Source organism: Actinomyces massiliensis 4401292 (assembly GCF_000269805.1).
Taxonomy (GTDB): Bacteria; Actinomycetota; Actinomycetes; order Actinomycetales; family Actinomycetaceae; genus Actinomyces; species Actinomyces massiliensis.
In genome coordinates this window covers 1-23,988 of sequence record NZ_JH711482.1, presented here as the reverse complement: position 1 = coordinate 23,988, position 23,988 = coordinate 1, and the positions used below count along the sequence as shown (strand labels likewise).

The following is a 23,988-nucleotide window of genomic DNA, read 5'->3' as shown; positions in this document are numbered from 1 at the left end:
GCCTGTCTTGACGTGGGATCAAGCACGCATGACTCCCAAAAGCGAATTATATTCACAATTGTTTCGCCGATAGAGAACGACGATCTCTGGACCCGTCCACAGCAAGACGCCGGGGTCGAGTCACCGCCCCAACGGCGACGACTCGACCCCGATGCGCTGAAGCCGCAGCGCCTCTATCGCTCGCCTATCGCTCGAGGAGCTGAACCCTCTCCCAGGGGATCGGGTCGGGCACGCTCCCGACGAAGGCGCCGTCGACGATGTTGTCGAAGCCCGAGAAGACCCACTGACCATCACGCAGGCGCAGCACCTGGCCCGCGTAAAGATGCTCGGGACGCACATAGCGGGCATGGTCGATATCCCAGGGCCCGAGCGGTCCGGCGCCCTCGGCGACCCAGACCCCGCCGGGCCCCGGCTCGAGCTGCATATCGTCTCCGCAGGAGAAGACCAGCAGATGGCGCCCCTCGACCAGGCGGGACTGACTGACCTCCAACTGGCCGAACACGGAAGGGCCGGTCAACGGAGGCAGCACCTCCCAGTGGTCCAAGTCGTCGGAAACCGCATGACCGATGACGCCCGACCGCCTGACATCCACACCCCTGGCTCGAGCCGTGATCAGCATGTGCCACCGCCCGTCGTCGTGGAGGAACACGAACGGATCCCGCCACGCCTCGTCGTACCCGGAGCCCGGGGTCCATTTCTGGTACCAGCGCCCGTCAGCCACCACCGGCTCGCCCGCGGTGCGCTCGAAGATGACGCCATCGACAGAGTCGGCCCACCCGATGCGCTGGACCATCCCCGCCTCGGCCCGGGAGATTCCCGTGTAGAACACCCGCAGGGACCCGTCGGGCTTGACCACCGTGGAGCCGGTCCAGATCGCCCTGTCATCGAAGGCGGGGCCCTCGGAGTGCACCAGGGCGTCGGGCATCAGCTCCCAGGTGCGAGCATCCGCCGACACCGCATGCCCCATCGACGCATTCATGTGGCGGCGCTCCGGGTCGTGCAATGCGCGCGAGGCGCGCAGGAAGAACAGGTGGTACATGACCCCGTCATCAACGATCCAGTGATCCCACACCCAGTGGTCCGGCAGTCGAAAACTCACGACGACTCCTCTCGCAGGCGCCGGCCCCGGGCGAAGCGGGGAAGCGGAGATGACCTCATGCGGCGGGCCTCCATGTCACATTCGAGAATGTGGCGGAGCCGTCGTAGGCGTACAGACGAATGACGGTGTCGTCGGCCTCGAAATACACCTGTTGCGACAGAACCGTGTGTCCGGCATTGACGAAGACCTCGACGCTCTGCATATCCACCAGGATCCGCAGGTGGACATAACGCGCCTGCGGATCGATGGGCGCCTCCGCCTGACGATAAGGGAGGAAGGAGTAGTCGGATCGATCAGCGGGCCCGCGATCGACGTAGACCTTGCCGTCGAAGACCCCGATATTGGTGTGCCGGGAGTCGTCGGGAGTGCAGCCCACAGAGACGCCGACATTGTTCGCAGTGCTCCACTCGATATCCAGCTCGAGTTCATAGGCGCGCCCCTTCCAGGGAAGTGCCCAGCGATCCGAGACCTCCCGTCGGGCAATCGTCTCGGGCGCGCCGAGCGCGTCCCGGAGCGCTGGCACAGGCGTGCTGAGCAGCGAGTACCAGCCGTCCGGCTGTCGCATCAGACGGATCTGCCGCACCACGGACATCTGGCCGTTGTACCCGTCGGTGACGTCGGTCGGAACATCACGGGCGGCGTACTTCCAATTGTTCATCCAACCGAGCGCATTGCGCACATGATCCGGGTCCTGCGAACTGGGCCACGTCACGGCCGCATACCAGTCCCACCCCCAGTCGAGCCATTGCGGCACGAGATTGTTCGTCGAGAAACGGGTGCCGTCCCAATCGCCGACCCAGTAGGCGTACGTCATGGGCAGCCCCGACGCATAGGCGTCCATGCTCGCCGCCAAAACCCAATGCGTGCTCCCGTCGTCCGCGGTGATCTGGAAGAAGTCGGGACATTCCATGCCCCCGAGATCCGCGGCCCCGTTCTCGAGATAGTCGAAATTCGACACCCAGGACCAGTCCCGCAGATTCCCGGACACGTAGATGGACAGGTACTTCCGCCTGCCGATGACGCAGACCCACTGCGAACGGGCCTCGTCCCATACGACCTTCGGATCGCGGAACCATTCGGCGTTGTCGATCTCCTCGGGCGTGACGGCGCTGTCGCCGTTCGGATTCCTGATGACGGGATCGGGGTGCTGCGTGAAGCTCGCACCATCGAGGGACCAGTACAGGTACTGCTCCTGCTTGCGCCTCACGCCCCCGGTCGGCTGCGTTGCGAGAACAATGATCGCGCCCGCCCCGAAACCAGCGGTGTTCCTCTCATCGACGACGGCGGAACCGGTCCAGACCGGAAAGCTATCGCGCAAGGGGATGGCGACTCGATTCTCGCCGAAGGCGACGAGGTCGTCGGTGACGGACACGTCCCAGCCGCCGTCCCCGTGATTGGTATCGGAGTGAAGGTAGAAGAAATACGTCCTCCCGTTGAATTCGATGGGGCGCTGCCCGTCGCACAGCCATCCGTGCGGCGGAGTCATGTGGAAGCGCGCGCGGAGGCTCTCGGCGGCGCGCGCCGTCGGGAGCGCAAGACCGCCTGCCGCCATGGCCCCCGCCGCGGCGCCGAGCCCCGTCAACGCCATCATGGATCGGCGTGAGAACTTCGGCTCTTCAGGAGCACTCAGATCCGGCATTTCATTCTCCTTCGACATGCTTTTATATATTCACTTTTATATATTCAGCGGCCCGGCCTCAGCGCGGCGCCGCCACGGACGCGCGCGGCACCGCGGGGCACGGGAGGACGAGCCTGCCGTCGTCGGGGATGTCCGCCTCGCCCAGGAGCGCCCTCACACCTGCTGCGCCGAGCTCGTAATGAGGAAGGGCGACGGTCGACAGCGGCGGATGGAGGTGGCCCGCAATGACCTCCTGATTGTCGAAGCCCACAACCGACAGATCACCGGGAACACTCACATCGCGCTCCCGCAGGGCGTCGTACAGGCCCATGGCCATACGGTCGTTGTGACAGCACACCCCGGTGACGCCCGTGGCGAGAAGCGCGTCAACGCATGCGAAGCCCCCTTCCTGGTCCGGCTGGGCCTCAAGGACGAGGCCGGGGTCGAAGGTCACTCCGGCCTCCTCCAGAGCCGCCTTGTACCCGGCGAAACGGCCCGAGCGCGCCGGAGAGTGGGAGGTGGTGTTGACCATGGCGATCCTGGTGTGCCCTGCATCGAGGAGCATCTGCGCGGCGGCCCTCCCGCCGGCGAACTCGTCGGGCACGACGGCGTGCGTCGCCGAGTCCTCGTCCTCCTCGAAGCAATTGACCAGGACGCTGCGAGTCTCGCCCAACGACTTCGGCTTCGTCACTCCGCGGTGGTACCAGCGGGAGTAGAGGATGCCTCTGACGTTGTACTGGAGCATCATGGCGATGGCGCGCTCCTCCGCCTCCGCATTGCCCTCGGTGTTCGTCACGAGGAGGATATGGCCGTTCTTCCACGCCTCTTCCTGAGCACCGTGAACGATCTGCCCGGCGAAGGGCGTCGAGGCGATGGAATCGGCCACCAGCCCGATGAAGGGGCTCGTCCCCTTGACCAGGGTCTTCGCCAGGGCATTGGGGCGGTATCCCAGTTCGTTGACGGCCCGGAGCACTCGCTGACGGGCCTTCTGACCGATCCGCGCCCCGGCCTTCTCGTTGACGACATGCGAGACCGTCGTGACCGACACTCCGGCGCGCTCCGCGACCTGCTTCATCGTGACCCGCGGGTCGCCCTCACTCATGCGCACGCTGTCTCACCCCTTCGTGGAGCCGCTCTCCAGACCATAGATCATGGCCTTGTTCAGGGCCAGGAATACCAGAAGCAGAGGGGTGACCGTGACTGAAACCGCCGCGAACGTGGCCGTCCAGTCGGTCTTTCCCATATTGCCGATGTAGTTCTGCAGTCCCAGAGGAATCGTCTTGAGGTCCTCAGTCAGCACAAAGGTGTTGGCGAAGACGAACTCGTTCCAGATGAAGATGGCATTGACCATGACAACGGTGATCACGGTGTTCAAGGACATCGGCAGGGTAATACGGGCGAAGATGCGGTACGGTCCCGCGCCGTCGATCGACGCCGCCTCATAGATCTCCCGCGGAATATAGCTGAAGAACGACATGAAGAGGAAGAGCGACATCGGCAGCGCGAAGCCCGCCAGCGGGATGATGATGGAGAGCTGGGTATCCAGAAGCCCAATAGTCGAATAGTCGATGAAAAGGGGAACGAGAGCGATCTGCACAGGCACCACGATTCCCATGAGGAATATCGCCCTGACGATCCTCGCCCCCTTGAAGCCGAGGACCTGGATCGCATACGCGCCCATCATCCCGCAGATCGCGATGAGCGCGCACGCCCCCACGGTCACAATCGCGCTATTGAGTATGTAGGTGGGGATATTCCCCTGGTCGATCGCCCTGGAGAAGTTGTCGAGCGTGAAGGAGGCCGGCAGGCCGAAGGGATTTCCCGCAGCGAATTCTTCCGGAGTGCGAATCGAGGTGAGGAGCAGCCATATGAACGGATACACCTGGATCAGCAGGACGAGCCCCAGAAGAGCCCTGTGCACGATCTGCGCCGTACGCAAGCGCTTCTTCCTGCGAATGGGAGGCATCGCAGGATCGGGGGCGACAAGCGGCCCGGGCGTAGTTTCAACAGGCGCGGCCGGCTTCATAGACGTAGCAGACGTGGCGGAGTTGCTCATGGTCAGTCATTCCCCTTGCGAAGCAGAAGTCCGAAGATGAGCGCCACCGCTACCAGGCACTCGATCACGATGAAGACGGAGATTGCGGATGCGTAGCCGTAGTTCGTGCTGACGAAAGCGGTCTTGTACATATAGGTGGTCACGAGTTCTGAGGACTGCCCGGGACCGCCGTTCGTCAGGAGATAGGGGATGTCGAATCCTCTCAGCCCGTAGGTGACCACCATGACCATCGTCGTGGCCCAGACGGGCCGAATGTGGGGGAAGCGTATCTTGACGAAGATCTGCCAGGCATTGGCCCCGTCAAGGGCCGCAGCCTCCTCCAGCTCCTTGGGCACGGACAGGAGAGCGGCGTACAGGATGATCGTGTAGAGCCCCAAGAACCTCCAGCCCTCGGGCACGGAGACCGCGGCCAGCACCGTGTGGATGTCCGAGAGCCATGCGCGGTCCGCAGCACCGAGGCCGACGAGATTCAGCAGACTGTTGATCAGACCCGGCGGATCCAGAGAGTAGATCCGCTGGAAAAGCAGTGCGATGGCGGTCGTCGAGATCACGGCCGGCATGAGGTAGAGAACCTTCAGAACCTCGCGACCACGCGTGATGGTCATGAGCAGGCAGGCGATCCCCAGACCCACCCCCATCTGAATCGTCACGCAGATGACCAGGTACAGGATCTGATTGAAGAATGCTTTCCAGAACGTGGGATCAGCGGTGAGCATCTGCGCGTAATTGTCGAAACCGACGAACTGCATATTCGTGATCCCGTCCCACTTGAAGAAGCTCAGGAAGAGGGACTGCACGATCGGGAGCAGAACGCCGCCGCCGAAAAGGATGACAGGAGGGAGGAGGAATATGAGGACCGAGATCCGAGACCTGTATGGGAGCATGGGTGCCTTCTCGAAACTGTGGATGAGGTCGAGGAGCGGGCCCGGTGGAAGACACTGACGTCCTCCACCGGGCGACGCTCACTCGTTGAAGTAGGCCGACGCGTTCTCAGTGAGCGCGGCATCCATCGTCTCGACGAATTCGTCGACTGTGATGTCGCCCTGAACGAGCAGGACCTGCTCCTGCTGCAGCTTGGTGTTCGTCGTCGGATCGAGCTGGGTATCCCAAGGCATCAGCGCGGCGCCGCTCACGTTCGCGGCCTCCGCAATGGCCTCCTTGTAGATGGGCAGCGCGTTGTCGGGAACCACGGGCTCGATGGTCGTCGGGCCGAGCAGCCCGGTGGCCGCGTACTTCTCCGGGTAGCGCTCGAGCACGAACTTGAGGAAGTCGTGAACGAGCGGATCGTAGGTGCTGGCATTGACGGCCACACCGATGCCGGAAGGAGCGACATACTCGTTCGCGCCCGTCTTGGAGCCCGCGGTGGTCGGCAGGGTGAAGAAGCCGATGTTGTCCTGAAGATCCTGCGAGAGCTCGGTCGTCGCCAGGCTCGGAAGCTCCCACGTGCCGATGTTGTACATCGCCGCCTTCCCAGAGGTGAACAGGCTCTGCGCGTCGGCGTAGCCCACTGAGGAGAATCCCTCCTGGAACGCCCCGGAGCTGCCGAGATCGTGGAGCCACTGGGCCATTTTCCTGCCCGGCTCGTCGGCGAACGTGCTCTCGGCCTTCTTGAGGCTCTTGATGTACTCCTCGCCCTCCATCCGGAACGGCTGGTAGGCGACGTAGCGCTCCAGGGTCCAGCCGTCGAGGCCATCGAGGGCGATAGGCGTCACCCCGGAATCGGCGAGCTTCTTGCACGCGGCGGGGAAGTCGTCCAGCGAGGCGGGTACCTCGACGCCGGCCTGCTTGAAGAGCGCCTTGTTGTACCAGAATACCTCGATGCCGTACTCGAGAGGGATCATGTAGAGGGAGCCGTCGTCGAAGCGCTGGTAGTCCAACGCGGAGGGCCGGTACTGATCCGTGATGCCGAAGTGGTCGAGCAGGTCGGCGATATTGACCATCTTGTTCTGCGAAGCGAGCTTCTGCGCGAACGGCGTGGCATCGGTGTCGAAGAGTTCGGGCAGTTTGTTGGCGGCCGCGAGCGTCTCATACTTCTGGATGTACGACGGGCGGTCGGGAGTCGTGATCAGCGTGAGCTGGAATCCGGCATGCTCCTCGGCGTACTCGCCGGCGATCTCCTGCATGGTGTCGATAACGGCGCCGTTGGCGGGACGCGACAGCAGCCAGGAGATCTCACGGGGCTTGATCTCCCCCTTGGGATCGATGTCCACCGGACCCGACGGAGCGGCGCTCTTGCCGCAGGATGCGACAAGCGGCGTCACGAGCGCACCGGCGGCGAGAGCGAGGAACTGAGAGCGCTTGAGCAGCATGATCTTTCTCCTTCGAAAGGTGTGTTTGTGACGGTGTGCTCAGGAGGCCAGGAAGGTGTCGAGTCGAGTACAGGTGGCGGCGCCGTCGAGGACCGCCAGGCCCACTCGACCCGAGGGATGGTCGTATACGGATGCGGACAGGCATACCGACCGGTTGACGCAGCACTGAAGAAGCTCGTCCTTGATGAGCACATCGATGTGCGCCCTGCGCCCCGCCAGGTCGATGGGGCGCTCGAGCTCGATGAAGTGGGGGACGTCGCCGGAGATGTGCCACTGCTCCGTGCCGTGCACCTGCCTCGGCCAGCGGTCGAGAACCATGCGGCTCAGTGCGGGCTCCAGTCGGAGCACATAGCCGTTCTCGCCTTCAGAATCGGTGCGGATCAGGAGGCTGATCTCACGGGTGCCCGGTTCCCATTCCAGGTCCGCCTCAATGCGCACATCGCGAGGCAGCACATCGGTGAGGACCGCCGACTCGTATCGCTCCGCACTCCCCGTCCGCAGCGGCGCCCGCAGATGGTAGTCGGGCTGCGAGTACGCCTCGAGCACTTCGCGGGGCTGCCTGAAGTCCAGCGTCCCATCGGCGGCCTGGACCGCTTCCAGCGCCGCCAGAGTGCCCGCCCAGAGCCAGCGACCGTCGTCCCGCTCATCCTGTCGTGAGGCGATCCAGCCGAAGAATATGCGCCTGCCGTCCCACTGAGCCGACTTGGCGGCGTAGAACCCGCGTCCGTCGATGGTGTCGCGCTCGGGGGCGAGCCATGGCCCCTGCGGGGAACGGGACATGCGATAACGGGTGACGAAGCGGTCGGTGAATTCGGAGTACACGAGGTACCACCACTGCCCCATCCGGAAGAGCTCCGGGCATTCCTGAGTAATGAAGCGCCTCGGGTCCCACAGTGGAGCGGTCGGCCTCCACGTCCGCAGATCGTCGCTGACAAGCCGTGCCACGACTCCTCGGCGGCGCTCGGCCCCTTCGCTGTGCCGCGCCGCGAGGATGAGCGACCAGCCCTCGCCGTCCGGATCGCGGTAGACGAATGGATCGCGCCAATCCGCAGGGTCACAACCTTCAGGAGCGCCGAACGTGTCTTCGGGATGCTTGACCCAGGTGACCAGGTCCGTGCTGGTCGCGTGCGCCACGAGCTGCAGGGAGCGCCCATCGGGAGCCAGTCTGCCGGGGTTGTTGGCCGTGTAGTACAGGTGGTACTCGCCGTCATCGTCCCGCACGACACTGCCCGTGTACGCATTGAAATCCTCGGCGCCGTCTCCACCCGAGGGGAGCACTTCGCCCCGCTCCTCGTAATGGACGAGATCGGTGGTCGTCACGAGGTGCCAAGGGGTCCCGCACGTCGGCTCTCGCCGGCACTCGTGGAGGTAGTAGAGCTTGAGCTCACCCCCATCGGAGTAGGGGATGACATCTCCGACCCAGTCGGGCCGCGGCCGGAAGAAGACTTGTTGAGTCATCGCACATCCTCGTGATCAATCGATTGACCAGAAGGGTATACGCAGACGCACCCCTGGTCAAGCGTTTGATCACGATGTTCCGGGATCGTCACCCAATCGCCTCGAGCGTGCGCGCAACGGCGCCGAACCCGCTTCGGCATGCGGGTTCGGCGCCGTAGGAGTCCGGGCGAGCCGCGCCTACAGGCTCCGCGGGCTCCTCAGCCACCCGGCATCGGTCGGGCGCAGCCCCGACCAATCGGCCGCACGCGCCTGCGCGGCGGCGAGGACCCCCACGACGGTCGAGGGGTTGTGCAGTCGCCCAGCCATGACAGCCGCAAGCACATCGTCGAAGCGGAACCAGGTAGGCACGAACTCGGCCTCCTCGGCCTCGCGCTCCACACGCTCCTGCGGCGCCAGCAGACGCAGATCGCGGGCGAGATAGGAGCGCGCCCCCTCCGTGGTGAAGCCGGGCGAGGCGTAGAAATCAGCCAGGACATCCCATCTGGCAGCCGCATGATCGGTCTCCTCGGCCAGCTCGCGCTGCGCCGCGACCAACGGATCCTCGCCAGGCACATCCAGCAGCCCGGCCGGCACCTCCCAGAGCATGGCGCGCACGGGGTGGCGATACTGGCGCACCATGAGAATCTCTGCCGCGCCGTCGTCCTGGGCGGAGTCCTCGCCCTCGCGCAGGGCCACTACGGACACTGCGTCGTGATGGGCCACGGTCTGCCTGCGCACCGGCTCGTGCCCCTCGGCCAGCACGACCTCCTCATCGTCAACGGTGAAGATCGGACCGCTCCAGACCCGCTCGCACGCGCCAACCGCTCGACCGTCGTCACGGGTGTCCTCTAGATCGGCATAGCTCATCGGTTCGCCCTCTCCTCGTTCTCATCGTTCTCGTCCGCACCTGCGGACTCCGACTTCTCGAGCCGGTGGGAGGCGTAGACATCGCGGCGGTTCTTCAAGGCCGCTCTGATCAGGCCGACGAAAAGCGGATGCGCCCGGGTCGGCCGGGACTTGAGCTCAGGATGGGCCTGAGTGGCCACGAAATAGGGATGCAGATCGCGGTCGAGCTCAACGAATTCGGTGAGATGCCCGTCGGGCGATGTTCCCGTCACATGCAGTCCGACGGCGGCCAGGCGTTCGCGGTAGGCGTTGTTGACCTCGAAGCGATGACGATGGCGCTCACTGACATCGGTGGCGCCATAGGCATCCGCGACTATCGACCCGGGCACGAGCGTCGCGGGGTAGGCGCCCAGCCGCATGGTGCCGCCCAGGTCTCCCCCGCCGGCGACGAACTGGCGCTGGGAATCCATGGTGGTCACCACCGGGTCGGGCGTCTCCGGCTCCATCTCCGTCGATGAGGCGGCCGTCAGGCCGAGCAGATCGCGCGCGACCTCGATCACCATGCACTGCAGACCGAGGCACAGGCCCAGAGTGGGGATTCGGTGCTCGCGCGCCCAGCGCAACGCGCCCACCTTGCCCTCGATACCGCGCACCCCGAAGCCGCCGGGGACCACGACGGCGTCGACGCCCGCCAGAGCGCGCTGGGCCCCCTGTCGGGTCTCGCAGCTGTCAGAGGCGATCCAGCGGATATCGACGCGCGCGTTGTTGGCGAAGCCGCCGTGGCGAATGGCCTCTGAGACCGACAGGTAGGCATCGTGCAGGTCGACGTACTTGCCCACCAGCGCGACCTCGACGCGGTAGCGAGGATCATGCACACGATCGAGCAGCCCATTCCACTCGGTCCAATCCACATCGCGGAAGGGCAGGGCGAGGCGCTGGACGAGGAAGGCGTCGAGTCCCTCGCGGTGCAGGATCGGCGGCACCTCGTAGATGCTGGCGGCATCCTTGCACTCGATGACGGCGGAGGCCTCGACATCGCACATGAGGGCGACCTTGCCCTTGAGGCCCTCGGGCAAGGACCGGTCGGTGCGCAGCACGAGCGCATCGGGCTGAATGCCGATAGAACGCAGCGTCGCCACCGAATGCTGGGTGGGCTTGGTCTTGAGCTCACCGGCTGCGGGCAGGAAGGGGATGAGCGAGACGTGCACGAAGGCGACGTTCTCCCGCCCCAAGTCGGCGCGCACCTGGCGGGCGGCCTCGAGGAAGGGTTGAGACTCGATGTCCCCCACCGTGCCGCCGATCTCGGTGATGATGACATCGGGCGTCGTGCCGTCGGCATCAGGAGCGGCCTGCGCCCGCATGACCCGTTTGATCTCGTCGGTGATGTGCGGGATGACCTGAACCGTGTCTCCGAGATACTCGCCGCGGCGCTCCTTGGCGATCACGGTGGAGTAGACCTGCCCGGTGGTGGCATTGGCGGCACCGGTGAGATTGACGTCCAGAAAACGCTCGTAGTGACCGATGTCCAGATCGGCCTCCGTGCCGTCCTCAGTAACGAAGACCTCACCGTGTTGAAAGGGATTCATCGTGCCGGGGTCGACGTTGATGTACGGATCCAGCTTCTGCATCACGACGCCGAGCCCGCGAGCCCGCAGAAGACGGCCCAGGCTGGATGCTGTGAGCCCCTTCCCAAGCGAGGAGACGACGCCCCCGGTGACGAAGATGTGCCGAGGACTGTCGGGCAGGGCTCCACTCAGGCGTGCGCGGTTTGAATTCACGGGCCTTCAACCTAGCAGGTCCGGCGGCACGACGGATACATGGAGCAATGTGAAGCGCTGTCGAACAACAGTTAGCAACATCGCGCAGCATCGAGCAAATTGAGCACAGGCGGCAGTCGTGCACGCGCTCTCATCCGGTCCCGGCATCATCCCTCACCCAGGACCTGCCCAATGAGCTGGTCCAGGAGATCGCCGGCGGTGGGCAGGTCCGCCGCAGCGGCACGAGCGCGCTCGCGGGCGGCTGCGCGCAGAGAATCGTCCGCCATGAGTGCCGCGACGGCATCGGCGATGGCATCCGGGGCCGGTTCGACCAGCGTCGCCCCACCGCGAGCCGTCAGCGCGGTGCCGCCGACATCGGTGGCCACGACGGCGGCACCAGCGCGCATCGCCTCCTGGACGATAAGCGGCTGCCCCTCCCACAAGCTGGTCTGAATGACGATATCGGCCTCTTGGAGGAGAACGGGAACGTCCTCACGCCCGCCGAGAAGCCTGACGGGCAGGTTCTCAACGCCCACCCGCTCCCGCGCAGCCCGCGTCTGCGGCCCCTCCCCCGCAAGCGCCCACGCGAATGCGGGCACCTCGCCGTCAGCCGCACGGACCTGCAGCGCTGCTGCGGCATCCAACAGCAGACCGATGCCCTTCTGCGGCGCCAGTCTGGCCACTGTGAGCAGCCGGAGTCCCTCCGCCCACCATGCCGACTCCACCGAGGAGGCGATGGGCGCCAGGCCGGTCAGAGCACGCGGCGGCGCGGGAATAACAGCTATCTCAACCCGCTTCGCACCGCGGCGGGTGGCGCGCTCCACCAGATCCGGACTCACCGCCAGAACCAGATCGGCCCGTGTCGCAACGAGGCGCTCCAAACGCTCGCCGACCGCGCGGGTCAGCCGTCCACCGACAGTGAGGTTGTGCAGCGTCACCACTAACCGGGTGCGGCCAGAGCGCCGTCGCCCCAGAGCCAGAGCGGCGAGGGCGCCCGCACGCAGGCCGTGGGCATGGACGACGTCCGCACGCCGTCCCAGACGCCGCAGCCTGGCGACGGCGGCGGGGTCGCCGGGGCTGGGCCTGGGGCCGATCTCGAGAGGCTCCCCCCGCGCCCCGCCCAGATCGACTCCGTCGATCACGGCAGCCGGCGCCTCGACGATGACATCGTGGCCGGCCCGCACCAACAGCCGGGCGCAGTCCCCCAGATGCGCTCGCACTCCCCCGGCCGCTGAGCCGGAGACCTCCAGGACGCGTCGACGGCGTCCGCGTCCCCCGGAATCTCTCGCCTCCACCGTACCCGAGGGCCCTGGAGCCTCCTCTGCCGGACTGCGGCCCTCGGGACTCATGGTCTGATCTGTCATTTCTGTTATTGCCTCTCCTATGTGCTCAGCGACTCGATCGAATCGGTCGAGGCGGTGCCGGACCTGAGGACATTCAGCAAACGGCGGTCGGCGCCCGCGCAGGCGCCCATGACGAGGCAGGCCGCAGCCAGCGCGCTCACGACGGCGACGGCGATCGATGCCGGCACCGCCTCGATCCGTGCGCTCAGGATGCGTGCGCAGAGACCGACCAGCAGGGCGACCGGCGCACCCACCGCAAGCGCACGCAGAGTCGGCCCGAGAACCTGGGTGCCCACGGTGAGGGCCAGCGCCAGGAGCATGCCCGCACCGGCGACGCTCATGCCGATCGTCAGTCCAATGGCCAGCGCCACAAGGGTGGCCCGGCCATCGCCTCCGCCCGGCGCCATGAGGCGCACCGCCACGGCCGACGCCCCGGCGACTGTCGCCCACCCCAGTGCGGTGGCCTGGGCGGCGGGCCGGGCACGACCCGCCGCGAAGAGAATCCGGGTGACCTGGTAGATCAGGGAATATCCCACCAGGGCAGGTGCGAGTACGGCCAGGGACTCGCCCATCCCATCGACATCGGTCAGAAGAGCGAAGAAGCGCTCGGCCCCCGCGGATGCCGCCATCAGCATCCCGGAACCGGCGAGCGCAACAGCAGTGACCAGAGCGGTCGAGGCTGCGGCCAGCTCGACGGCCCGAGGCGGGTACCGGTGCGCCCTCTGCCCGGCAGGGCGCCCGCCTCCCGCGTCGAAGGCCGCAGCGAGGCGGGGGTAGACGACAGTGGCCACGGGCACCGCCATGACAGCGTAGGGGAGCATGTAGACCGCCTGGGTGTACTGGTAGACGGCCACGGTTCCAGTACGCCCGCCGGAGCGCGCCAGCGCCAGGACTGCAAGAACGGAGGCCTGTTGGGCCACCAGGGTCCACACACCGGCGCTGCCCAACCGCAGAGCCCGCCAGGCGATCGCCCGGTCCACGTGCAGCGTGGGACGCAGGCGAATTCCGAGGCGCATCACCGGATAGAGGAGCGGCAGGCTGAGCGCGGCGACGCCAGCCGTCGTGCCCCATCCCAGGACGCTCAGGGCCGTGCTCCCGGCCTGCCCCGGCGAGTCGGACGTCATGGCGCCGAAGACGGCGTAAGTCGCCATGACGATGAGACTGGACAGGATGGGCGTCAGCGCGGGCCATGTGAAGCGCCCGCAGGCCTGCAGCACCCCGGTGAGGACCACGCCGATGCCGTACAGGGGCACCTGGGCGGCGAACATGCGCAGAAAATCGGCGACCAGATCCGCCTGAAGACCAGGATCCGCCCCCGCCGAGGAGGGCAGAAGCCCCGCAATGGGATCGGCCAGTACCGCCAGAAGCAGCGCCAGTGGAGTCAGCACAGCCAGGACGACGCCGAGCAGGCCAGAGGCGATCCGCGAGGCATCTCGGCTGCGCGAAGGAACCGCGACCGCGGCCAGCAACGGCACGACAGTGGCGGCCAGTGCTCCGCCGACGACGACCTCGTAGAGAACATTGGGCACCTGGTTCGCGGTGGCGTAGGCACCGGCTACGGTACCGGCGCCCACCGTCGTCGCCTGCACGATCCACCGGCCGAAACCGAGCACACGCGACACGAGGGTGAAACCGGCGACCCCGGAAACGGCGCCGAGCAGGCCTTTCGCACGCGGAGCCCCAGAGCCCGACTGGCTGGAGGCGGTCATGAGACCCGGCGCCCCAGGCCATCAAGCGCGGCCAGCACCGGAGTACGGTCGATCACCCGGGTGAAGGAGACGCGCTCACTGGCCAGGACCAGAGCCGTCCCGACCAGGGCAGCGAGGCCGCGCACCGTCCGGCTGGGGTGGGCCGCCAAAGCGGTTCCGACGACGGCCCCCACGGCATTGGCACCCGTATCACCGAGCATGGTGTTCTCCATGAGGTCCTCGGGCAGGGCCGCGGCGACGACGCCCAGCCCACCAGCGGCCAGTGCCCTGGACGCCTCGGCGCCCTCGCGACCATCGGCCAGCAGGGCCCCGCTCAGCAGAGCCGCGGTTTTCAGAGCGCGGCCGGGCCGCAGATCAAGCAGATTGTGAACATTGGTCCACGTCGCAATGGCCATCGCACTGATGGCGGCGTCAGCGGCAGTGGCGAGCGATTCAGACTCACCGGACATGGCGCTGCGGCGCCGCGCCATGAGCGCTCCGGAGACGAGGGCGCCGGAACCGATCATGGCCATCTTGAGCACACCGGTCGTCAGGCGCCCGCGGGACAATGCGCCCAGGTGACCGGCCAGGCCCTTGGCGGGAGCATCACCGTCGTGGGCTCCGGCGTCCAGATCATCGACGAGACCGGCGGCGCCGGCCGCTGCCACCGGAACGACAGCCGCGACCATCACGCGTTCAGAGCCGCGCGTGGTCGGGCGATTCATCAAACGGCCGGCCACGCGGCCTGCGGCCACGGACCCCGCTGCCGCCCCGACACCGCCGCGCAGGCTCACAGCGCGCCCATGGAAGTTCGTCCGTTCCAGAGAAGGACGCAGTCCCCCGATGACTCCCAGGCCCGTTGACCATGACAGGGTCACGCCGAACGCTTGAAGTGCGGCGCAGGCCAGGGCGCGATCCGGCGTGGTCCTCAAGGCGCCGATGCGCCCGGGTGTGCGGCTCATGGGTGCAGCGTATCGGGACTGGATCGAAGTTCTGCTCCGGGCAGGCCCGTGGTGGACGCGATCCACCGCCCGGGCCCGACGGCATGCAGGCGACCACGGCGCCCCGGCCGCTTGTTCCTTCTACTCGGCTACCTCGACACCGGCGGCATAACCGCATCCACGCCCTTGTCGAAGCCGTAATGCCCCTTCGTTCCCGAGGCCGTCGAGGCCAGGGCCAACGGGGTGGACACCGCTGCGGCGACCTGGCCGACCGAGTCGATCGTGGTGACGGAGGACTTGTCAGCGCGCAGAACGGAGACCACGTCATTGTCAGCATCGGCGGCACCGACGATGACCGTCGTGGCGGTCGCAGCCGTACCGGTCAGGGCGGTGGCCCAGGAGGCCGCGGTCTGCGCCAGCGAATCCGCCGTCTCCGTGCTCTTCGGGTCCGCCGCATCAGGGCTGTGCGGACCGACGACGACGACCATATCCGCGGGTCCACTGGGCTTGGCATCAACGGAGACCAGCGGGCTATCGGTGGCGGTCAGCAGGTCCATCAGCGCCTTGGCGCTCTCCGAGTCGCTGGTGAGCGCAGTGCCCAGTCCCTCTCCGAGCACACCATTGCCGTCAGTCGAGGTCGTCTTGCCGAGGTGGGGAGCGAACTGCCCCGAGTACGTCTGGCGGAAAGTCTCCCGAGAAGGATCGACCCAAGCGGTGGTCAGGCTCACGCGTCCGGATATCTTCCCCCCTGCCGCTTCCACCTGAGCGGTGATGCCCTCAACATCATCCGACTCAGTATCGGGAAGAACCGCCAGGGCGACTTTCTTGCCGTCGAGGGTCCCGGGCAGATAAGCGGCAGCGGCTGCGGTGATGTAGCCGTCACGGTCGTTGACGGCCGCCTCGGTCTGCTCGAGCTGAGTCTGCGTGGCCTTGCGGTTCTCGCGCAGGGAGGTGACCTGGTCGTTCAGAGCGGTGCCCAGCGAGTTCTGCAGCGGGCCTGCGCCGAGGACGACGCCCACGGCCAGCGCCAGGAAGACGGAGATGAGCGAGACCAGGTGGTAGCGGAAATCGATCATGAAGGTCCTGTCCTTGCTCAAACGGAGGGCGTACTCGGGGCCAGGCCCACGAGTGAACGGAGGAAGTTGACGATGTCATCCCATACAGCGCCGGACAGACCCAGGAGCGTCTGCCCCGCCGGCGTGGAGGCCAGCGCTGCGAACAGGGCGATGAGCCCGGCGAGAGCCAGGAAGCTCAGGTGCCAGCCGGAGATACGAGTGCGGTACAAGCGCGAGACGCCCTTGGCGTCGATGAGGCGGTTGCCGACCTTGAGGCGCGTCAGGAAGGTCGAGGACATCCCCTCGCGGCCCTTGTCGAGGAACTCCAGGAGCGTCACGTGCGTGCCGACCGCGACGATGAGCTCCGCTCCGGCGCCATCGGCCATGAGCATGGCGATGTCCTCGCTGGTGCCGGTGGCCGCGAAGACCTTGTGCTCGGCGCCGAGGCGCTCCACACGGGCGAGCCCGGGAGCCCGGCCATCGCGGTAGGCGTGAACGACGATCTCGGCGCCGCTTCCCAAGGCCTTGTCCGAGACGGAATCCATGTCGCCGACGATCATATCCGGCTTGAGCCCCGCCTCCATGACGGCATCGGCCCCGCCATCGACCCCGATGATGACGGGCTTGTAGTCGCGAATGTAGGGACGCAGCGCCATGAGATCCTGTTTGTAGGAGTAGCCGCGCACAACGATCAGGACATGGCGGCCGCTCATCCTGGTGCTGATGTCGGGCATGCCCACGCCATTGAGCAGAAGATCGCGCTCACCGCGCATGTACTCCATCGTGTTGACCGCGAACGCCTCGAGCTGGACCGACAGGCCCGCACGCGCCGCCTCCATGGACTCCTCAACCCGTTCCCGGGTCTGCAGCACGCCCTCGGCGATGATCTCCTCGCTCTTGCCGGCCGCACGCACCTTCGCGGGCCCGTCGTCGCCCGACTCGATGCTGACACGCTGCCCCTCGCGCAGACGCATGACGTCGGTGCCCAAGTCGTCGACGAGCAGAATGCCGGCGTCCACCAGAATGCCCGGACCGAGGTTCGGGTAGCGCCCGGATACCGACGGTGCGGCGTTGAGAACCGCGGCGGGACGCGCCTCGGCGAGCGCCTCGGCGGCCACGCGGTCGAGATCCGTGTGGTTGATGACGGCGATTTCGCCGGCCTGAAGACGCTTCGTCAGCTTCTTGGTGCGCGCGTCGACGCGCACCACCCCGCTGGGATACTCGGGGTCCGACGACACCTGCCTGCGAAACGGGTTCCTCACGTCGGGGATTGTCCCATGGAGGCTTCTTCCAGAAGCTCAGCGGCATGCCGCAGAGCGGCCTCGGAGCGCTCATGTCCGGAGAGCATGCGGGCCAGCTCGGTCACGCGCTCGGAGCCCACCACCTGCACGACCCGGGTGCGGGTTGTCTCTGCTGTCTCAGCATCATCCTGGCTTTCACCGAGTGATGCAGCAGTGTCCTGAGTCTGCCCAGCCCCCTTGGCCCTCTTGCTCTCTTTGGTCCCCTTAGTCTCTTTGGTCTCCTTGACGACCACGAGCTGGGTGTCGGCCCAGGCGGCGACCTGCGCCAGGTGGGTGACCACCACCACCTGGTGGCGACGAGCCAGCCGTGCGAGCCTGCGACCGATCTCACGCGCAGCACGCCCTCCGACTCCCGCGTCGATCTCATCGAAGACGAAAGTCCGCTGGTGGCTGGGCGCGGCACTCGGCTGCGGTACGCCGGCGGCGTCGGCCAGCACGACCTCCAGAGCCAGCATGATGCGGGACAGTTCACCGCCCGAGGCGCCCTTGCCCAGCGGTAGCGCAGGGGCACCCGGATGAGAGACCAGCATCAGGCAGACGGCCTCGGCACCGGTGGGACCGGGCTCGTCGAGCGGCTCAAGCTCAACGACCAATCGCGCCCCCTTCATCTGCAGGCCGTCGATCTCAGCGGTCACGGCCGCCTCGAGTCTGCCGGCCAACGCCCGACGCGCCGCAGTCAGCTGGCCGGCCGCCTCATCCAGGGCGGCGTGAGCACCGGCCAGCGCCTGCTCCAGAGACGCGGCGCTGTCTTCTGCACCATCGAGCTCAGCCAGCCGATCTGCCGCTCGCCGCCCCCAGGCGAGGAGTGCATCGACATCGTCGATCTCCGTAGCCGACCCTCCGATGTCACGGCAGGCCCGTGCCAGCTCTCCGCGTCGATCTTGAATCCAGGCGAGCCGGGCCGGATCAGCATCCAGGGACACCAGGTACTCCCCCAGGTCGGCAGCGATGTCGGCGGTCAGAACGCTCAGTTGGCGGGTGCGCCCGGCGAGCTCGGCCAAGCGATCATCCTCTCCCGGAGCACTGGCCAGAGCGCGCTGCGCAGCGGCGAGAAGCGCGGCCGCATCCGCCTGGCCGGGGGCAACGACGTCCTCTTGACCGACCAGGGCCGTACGAGCGGTGCCCGCCGCCAGACGCAAATCCTCGGCATGGTCGAGCCGCTCAGCTTCAGCGGTGAGTTCATGGTCCTCCCCCGGAGAAGGTTCCAGCGCCTCCAGCGCCTCCAGCCACTCGCGCAGGCGTTCAGCCTCCTCCTGGCGCGCCTGGGCCCCGGCGCGCCAGTGGTCCAGCGCTTCGGCGGCTTCGCGACGCGCGCGATAGGCCTCGGCATAGCGGCGGCACAGTCCGGCGTGCTCCGGACCTCCCAGACTGTCCAGGGCGGCCCGCTGAGCGGCGGCGCTGCGCAATCGGAGCTGCTCAGTCTGTCCATGTACCGACACCAGCTGGGATCCGATGTCGGTGAGCACGGAGGAGGGGACCGCACGCCCGCCCAGATGCGCACGAGAACGACCCGAGGCCGGCACCGTGCGGGTGGCGATGAGCAGGTCGTCGTCGAGCTCGGCGCCGGCCTGCCTGGCCCGAGAGGCGGCCCGAGAGGCCGGATCCAGAGTGAAGGCGCCCTCGACCAGAGCGCGCTGGGCCCCGGTTCGCACAATGGTGCTCTCGGCCCGTTGCCCAAGCAGGAGCCCGAGAGAGGTGAGCACCATGGTCTTGCCGGCCCCGGTCTCCCCCGTCAAGGCGGTCAGACCGGGGCTGAGAGGAAGCTCAGCCCGCTCGATGACGCCGAGATTCTCGATATGGAGCGACTCGATCATGCGGTGTCGCCCAGGTCGCCTGAGTCATCCGAGTCGCCGGAGTCGTCGATGGGGGTGCGCCAGCCCTCGACCGGAAGGTCGAACTTGCGTACGAGGCGAGTGGCGAAGGGCGCGTCGTTCAGTCGTGCCAGACGCACGGGCCGGTCCGCACGCCTGACGCGGATGCGCGAGCCCGCGGGAGCATCCAGGCTTCGTCGTCCATCGCACCAGACCTCGGCGTCGCCCAGTCCCGCGTGCTGGATCACCACCTCCAAGCAGGAGTTGGGCCCCAGGACGAGCGGGCGCGTGAACAGGGCGTGTGCGACCAGCGGCACGAGCAGCAGCGCCTCGACCTCCGGCCAGATCACGGGTCCGCCCCCGGAGTAGGCGTAGGCGGTCGATCCGGTCGGGGTCGCCATCACCAGGCCGTCGCAGCCGAAGGAGGACACCGCCTGCCCATCGACCCCGATGGCGACCTCGAGCATGCGGGCGCGGTCGCGCTTCTCCAGAGCCGCCTCATTCAGGGCCCAGTCGTGAGTGACCGCACCATCGGGGGCGGTGACTTCAACATCAATGGTCATACGGGTCTCCACCGTGTATCGACCATCAACGAGGTCGGCGACGACTCCCTCGACCGCATCGGGATCGGCCTCCGCCAGGAAGCCGACGTGGCCCGTGTTGACCCCCACCAGGGGGACGTCGCGCTGGCGAGCTATTTCCGAGGCGCGCAGAATCGTGCCGTCCCCGCCCAGCACGAGGACGAGATCGACGTCTCCGCCGAAGGCGGGATCGACGGCCTGGACGCCGTGAGCCCGCAGCGCCGCCTTCGCGCGCATGACAGCGGTGGCGGTCGGGGCGGCTTTGCGGTGGCGCGGTACCGGCGTATCACCGCGGTCCCGTTCGAGCACCATCACGCGGTTCAACGCGCGCCCTGCCGCAGACGGCTCCGCCGGCGGAGCGGTCCGCCCAAGCTCGGTCGGCTCAGTCGGCTCGGTCGGCCCTGTTGAGCCGGCCGAGCCGACCGGCGTGCGGGACGTTGTGAACGACGCGGGCGACGCTGATGACGCAGACGACGGGGATTCGCTCACGGCTGTCTCCTTTCCGTAGAGCAGCCGGCAGGCCCTTCGGCGACGGCACGACGAGTCTCGGCGAGCAGAGCCTCACCGACGAGGTCAGTCGGAGCTCCTCCGCATCCGGCGCGCAGGTTGACGAAGTACTCCACATTGCCGGCGGGACCGGGCAAAGGGGATGCCTCCACAGCGTTGATCCCGACCCCGAGCTCATGTGCGTGGGCGGCCACGGCCAGGACGGTCTCGACGTGCAGCTCGGGATCGCGCACTACTCCCCCGCGTGCCAGGCGCTTCTTGCCGACCTCGAACTGCGGCTTGACCATGAGCAGCAAGTCGGCGTCCTCGGCGGCCGCGGCCAGGAGCGGAGCCAGCACAAGAGTCAGGGAGATGAACGAGAGATCGCCGACAACGAGTCCCGGAGCGGGCGCCACAGCCTGCGGATCCAGAGCACGCACATTGGTGCGGTCGAGAACCGTGACGCGCTTGTCGGATTGGAGGGACCAGGCGAGCTGCCCGTAACCGACGTCGACCGCAACCACATGCAAGGCTCCGCGCCGAAGCAGTACATCGGTAAAGCCCCCGGTGGAGGCGCCGGCATCCAGGCAACGGCGCCCTTCTATCGTGGGCGCCAAGCCGCGGGAGTCAAGAGCATCCAGGGCGCCGGCAAGTTTATGAGCACCGCGCGAGACGTAGTCGTCTCCCTGGGGCGTCACGATCTCGAGCGCCTGCGCCGGACTGACCTGGCGGGCCGGCTTGACCGCGACGACCCCGTCAAGTGTGACATGCCCATCGGCGATGAGCTGGGCAGCATGCGTGCGAGAACGGGCGAGCCCGCGCCGGACGAGTTCGGAGTCGAGACGAATGAGTCGTGCCATGCAATAACAGGTGTCTGTCTAGCTTCCCGGATACTGGTTCTACTGGTGATGTGCTGCTCTCGGAATCGAGAGGTTACCGTGTCAGCCCTCGGCCTGGCGAAGCTCCAGGGCAAGAGTCTCGTGAATCGCTGCGAGAGCGGCAGCCCGCTCCTCCAATGGCGCCTCGCCGGCCTCCTGAAGACGTTCGGTGACCTGGATGACGTCGTCAGACTCACCGGCATGCGCCTCGACCGGCGGTGGAGCCGGAACGGGGCGCGTTTCAGAAGGAGTTCCGTCGGAAGTGTTCTGGTGCTCCATAGTAGTTAGTGATTGTCAGATTCAGTTCCACACGCGAAGGTCGGGGATGTTCGGCGCCGATGCCGCGCCGTACGTGTCCAGGTGCTCCCACACGGCGCAGGCCAGAGCCCGATACGCATCAAGGGTGATTTCGGCCTCCTGCCCGGTCAGGGCCTCCTCGTCGTTCAGAATCACGGAATCGCCGCGGATGCCGCAATGCGCCTCACCCACTGTCCATAGGCTCTCTTCTCCGTGGCGCTCGTGCACCGGTTCCGGATGAGGTTCGAGCAGCCCGCGCAGATCGGTGTGGAGGTAGGCGGGGCGCTCTTCGGGTTGAGCCAGGACGACGTCGCGCGCCGTGTTGACGCCGGTCAGAACATGCAATCCGGGGATGCCGGCGGCGCGAGCGCCGACGTGATCGGTGTTGAGACGGTCTCCTACAGCCAGCGGCTTGGAACCGCCGGCGCGCGCGAGGGCGCGCTCGTAGATCCCGGGGAAGGGCTTGCCGCCCGCTAGTGGCTCACGGCCGGAGGCGTTGGTGATGGCCGCGACGAGGCTGCCGTTGCCCAGGGCGAAACCGCGTTCTGTGGGCAGCGTGGCATCAAGGTTGGTGGCGACGTGGATGGCGCCGTCCGCAATGGCGTACAGGCCTTCGGACATCATCGCCCAATCCACAGCCGGGTCCCAGCCCTGCACGACGGCGGCCGGCTGCCGATCGGCGGAGTCGACGACTGCGAAGCCCTCAGCGGTCAATGCCTCGCGCAGGCCCTGACCGCCGACGACGAGCACGGGCGACCCTTCGGCGAGGTGATCGCGCAGTAATGCGGCGGCGTCCATGGCAGCCGAGAAGACTTCACCGGAGGAGGCCCTGATGTCATTGTCGGCCAACTTGTCGACTACGGATTGCGGAGCCCGGGAGGCGTTGTTGGTGATGAAGGACAGCCTCATGCCGCGGGCACGAGCGCCATTGACGCTGTCAGCAGCGTGGTCGACAGAGGAGTCGCCGGCGAAGCACACGCCATCAAGGTCGAGAAGAGCGACGTCATAGGTCTCCGCCAGGGGCGACTCACTCCCCAGGAGCAGTGAGGATCCAGGGGTGGGCGACGGTTCGGTCATCTCAAGCCTCCTGATCCTGGGTGTCGTCGACGTCGCTGAGTAACTCGGCCATCTCCGCCTCTACACGCTCCTCGAAGGACGAGGATTCGTCGCTGTCCTCGCTGTCGGCACCGTCGTCGCGGTCACCTGCGGCAGCGTCGCCCGTTGTTGCGATCCGATCGCTGCCGAGAGGAGCGCCAGCCGGGACCTCTTCACGAAGGTCGCCGCCCTGGTCGCCTACAGGAGCATCTTCATCTGAAACCGGGAGGTTCTCCGAGCTGGATGATTCGGATCGAGCAGACGCGTCGGATCCTGTCTGGGCGGCCTGGTCCTGGTCGTAGTCATCCTCAATGTCGTAGACCTGGACATGATCGTCTTCGGTCTCCTGTCGGGGCCCTTGCCCGATGCGTTCGCGAACCGCGGCGGCCTCTTCCTGTCGGCCAAGCTCCTCCAGCCTGTCGGCGCGCACTGAGTGGAGGCGACGAAGCGTCTCACGATCGCCCCGGAACATCATGATGGCTTCTTCGATCACAACCAGTCCGAGGTCGTCCTGGCCCATCTCATGTCGTACGCCCGATACGACCATGGCCAGCTCCGCCTCTTCGAGATCGTCAAGCTGATGGGGGTCTGCTTCCTTGGCGACTTTGAGAGCCTGCTGGAGTCTTCCCAGCGCGCGCTCGCAGTCGGCTTCGATGGCACGGTGCATGTCGAAGCCCGATAGGCGCCGCGCAGCACGAATCTCGCGTAGTGCTTCTGCGTAATGACCTGCCAGGTAGGCGGCGATGCCGGCTGACTCGCGAACGACGGCAACCCTGCCCGCGTGCGAGGCGGCATAGCGGGCATGCTGGTAAGCGAGCTCAGGATCGGTGCTGAGCAACCGCTGGGTCATCACGAGGTGACGCGAAACCTTCTCCGCATTAACCTTTCCCAAGGCTCGCAGCTCACGACGCGCGGACGCCTCGAGATCTGCCGGCTGCACATTATCGGGCACGACGGGCTCGTGAACGCGTGCACGCTGCGGCGGCCGAGAATCACGCCGGTCGCCATTGCGCTGCCCGCGCCCCGGCGTCCGTCCTTTGCGATCGTTCTGGCGGTGATGCCGCTCACCGTGTTCACTGTGCTCGCCGTGCTGGCCACGTTGACCGCGACGGTAATCATCACGGCTTTCAAAACGCGAGCCATTTCCATGCCCATGTGCCCCGCCCCGGTCAGACCGGCGCTGACCCCGCCGGTCGTTATCAGCACTCTTTCGAAAACCATGCCGATCCCCGGACCGATACGAGCGGGCACCGCGCGAGCGCCCCTGGTCGTTGCGCCTGTCCTGGGTCATGTCAGTGTTTCCTCAAGGTAAGTGAGCTCTGTTGGTGAGCTTACCTGTTGTGGGGTGTGGTTCGCCCCTCGGGGTTCCCCGCTGTGGTGGGGCTCCCCG

Annotated in this window: 20 protein-coding genes; all 20 read right to left on the bottom strand. The window is 66.8% G+C overall.

Annotation, left to right across the window (positions count from 1 at the left end; translation table 11 throughout):
• Positions 1–184 precede the first annotated feature (184 nt).
• The 20 genes from W5W_RS0108540 to W5W_RS0108445 all read right to left on the bottom strand — a co-directional run bounded on the left by W5W_RS0108540 (position 185) and on the right by W5W_RS0108445 (position 23,448).
• On the bottom strand, positions 185–1,099 hold the full coding sequence (locus W5W_RS0108540) for a glycoside hydrolase family 68 protein (protein WP_017195105.1): 915 nt from the start codon (positions 1,097–1,099) through the stop codon (positions 185–187).
• Between the two features lie 55 nt (positions 1,100–1,154).
• Positions 1,155–2,738, bottom strand: a complete 1,584-nt coding sequence (locus W5W_RS0108535; protein WP_017195104.1) for a glycoside hydrolase family 32 protein — start codon at positions 2,736–2,738, stop codon at positions 1,155–1,157.
• Positions 2,739–2,796: 58 nt separating this feature from the next.
• On the bottom strand, positions 2,797–3,819 hold the full coding sequence (locus W5W_RS0108530) for a LacI family DNA-binding transcriptional regulator (RefSeq protein ID WP_017195103.1): 1,023 nt from the start codon (positions 3,817–3,819) through the stop codon (positions 2,797–2,799).
• A 12-nt stretch (positions 3,820–3,831) separates the two neighbouring features.
• On the bottom strand, positions 3,832–4,773 hold the full coding sequence (locus W5W_RS0108525) for a carbohydrate ABC transporter permease (protein ID WP_008732588.1): 942 nt from the start codon (positions 4,771–4,773) through the stop codon (positions 3,832–3,834).
• A gap of 2 nt (positions 4,774–4,775) precedes the next feature.
• Positions 4,776–5,657, bottom strand: coding sequence for a carbohydrate ABC transporter permease (locus tag W5W_RS0108520; protein WP_008732585.1), 882 nt, complete (start codon positions 5,655–5,657; stop codon positions 4,776–4,778).
• 78 nt (positions 5,658–5,735) lie between these two features.
• On the bottom strand, positions 5,736–7,082 hold the full coding sequence (locus W5W_RS0108515; RefSeq protein WP_008732582.1) for an ABC transporter substrate-binding protein: 1,347 nt from the start codon (positions 7,080–7,082) through the stop codon (positions 5,736–5,738).
• Between the two features lie 39 nt (positions 7,083–7,121).
• Complete coding sequence (locus W5W_RS0108510; RefSeq protein WP_017195101.1) at positions 7,122–8,540, bottom strand: family 43 glycosylhydrolase; 1,419 nt, start codon at positions 8,538–8,540, stop codon at positions 7,122–7,124.
• Positions 8,541–8,717: 177 nt separating this feature from the next.
• The gene (locus tag W5W_RS0108505; protein WP_017195100.1) at positions 8,718–9,386 is read right to left on the bottom strand and encodes an NUDIX domain-containing protein; all 669 of its coding nucleotides are present in this window, start codon (positions 9,384–9,386) and stop codon (positions 8,718–8,720) included.
• Entirely contained in the window at positions 9,383–11,143 is a 1,761-nt protein-coding gene (locus W5W_RS0108500; RefSeq protein WP_017195099.1) for a CTP synthase, read from the bottom strand. The genes W5W_RS0108505 and W5W_RS0108500 overlap by 4 nt, the downstream gene beginning before the upstream one ends.
• Before the next feature lie 146 nt (positions 11,144–11,289).
• Positions 11,290–12,486, bottom strand: coding sequence for a glycosyltransferase family 4 protein (locus W5W_RS0108495; RefSeq protein ID WP_017195098.1), 1,197 nt, complete (start codon positions 12,484–12,486; stop codon positions 11,290–11,292).
• A gap of 17 nt (positions 12,487–12,503) precedes the next feature.
• On the bottom strand, positions 12,504–14,174 hold the full coding sequence (gene murJ / locus W5W_RS0108490; protein ID WP_017195097.1) for a murein biosynthesis integral membrane protein MurJ: 1,671 nt from the start codon (positions 14,172–14,174) through the stop codon (positions 12,504–12,506).
• Positions 14,171–15,115: a hypothetical protein gene (locus W5W_RS0108485; RefSeq protein WP_017195096.1), complete on the bottom strand. Its 945-nt coding sequence runs from the start codon at positions 15,113–15,115 to the stop codon at positions 14,171–14,173. The genes murJ and W5W_RS0108485 overlap by 4 nt, the downstream gene beginning before the upstream one ends.
• Before the next feature lie 128 nt (positions 15,116–15,243).
• The gene (locus W5W_RS0108480; RefSeq protein WP_017195095.1) at positions 15,244–16,170 is read right to left on the bottom strand and encodes a copper transporter; all 927 of its coding nucleotides are present in this window, start codon (positions 16,168–16,170) and stop codon (positions 15,244–15,246) included.
• Between the two features lie 17 nt (positions 16,171–16,187).
• Positions 16,188–17,411, bottom strand: coding sequence for a putative cytokinetic ring protein SteA (gene steA / locus W5W_RS0108475; protein WP_029574191.1), 1,224 nt, complete (start codon positions 17,409–17,411; stop codon positions 16,188–16,190).
• Positions 17,408–19,264: a DNA repair protein RecN gene (recN, locus tag W5W_RS0108470; protein WP_017195093.1), complete on the bottom strand. Its 1,857-nt coding sequence runs from the start codon at positions 19,262–19,264 to the stop codon at positions 17,408–17,410. The genes steA and recN overlap by 4 nt, the downstream gene beginning before the upstream one ends.
• On the bottom strand, positions 19,261–20,154 hold the full coding sequence (locus W5W_RS0108465) for an NAD kinase (RefSeq protein WP_008732567.1): 894 nt from the start codon (positions 20,152–20,154) through the stop codon (positions 19,261–19,263). The genes recN and W5W_RS0108465 overlap by 4 nt, the downstream gene beginning before the upstream one ends.
• 173 nt (positions 20,155–20,327) lie before the next feature.
• On the bottom strand, positions 20,328–21,188 hold the full coding sequence (locus W5W_RS0108460) for a TlyA family RNA methyltransferase (RefSeq protein ID WP_008732606.1): 861 nt from the start codon (positions 21,186–21,188) through the stop codon (positions 20,328–20,330).
• An 81-nt stretch (positions 21,189–21,269) separates the two neighbouring features.
• The gene (locus W5W_RS0108455) at positions 21,270–21,485 is read right to left on the bottom strand and encodes a hypothetical protein (RefSeq protein ID WP_008732566.1); all 216 of its coding nucleotides are present in this window, start codon (positions 21,483–21,485) and stop codon (positions 21,270–21,272) included.
• 21 nt (positions 21,486–21,506) lie between these two features.
• Complete coding sequence (locus W5W_RS0108450; RefSeq protein WP_008732584.1) at positions 21,507–22,580, bottom strand: HAD-IIA family hydrolase; 1,074 nt, start codon at positions 22,578–22,580, stop codon at positions 21,507–21,509.
• Between the two features lies 1 nt (position 22,581).
• The gene (locus tag W5W_RS0108445) at positions 22,582–23,448 is read right to left on the bottom strand and encodes a tetratricopeptide repeat protein (RefSeq protein WP_017195092.1); all 867 of its coding nucleotides are present in this window, start codon (positions 23,446–23,448) and stop codon (positions 22,582–22,584) included.
• Positions 23,449–23,988: the final 540 nt, after the last annotated feature.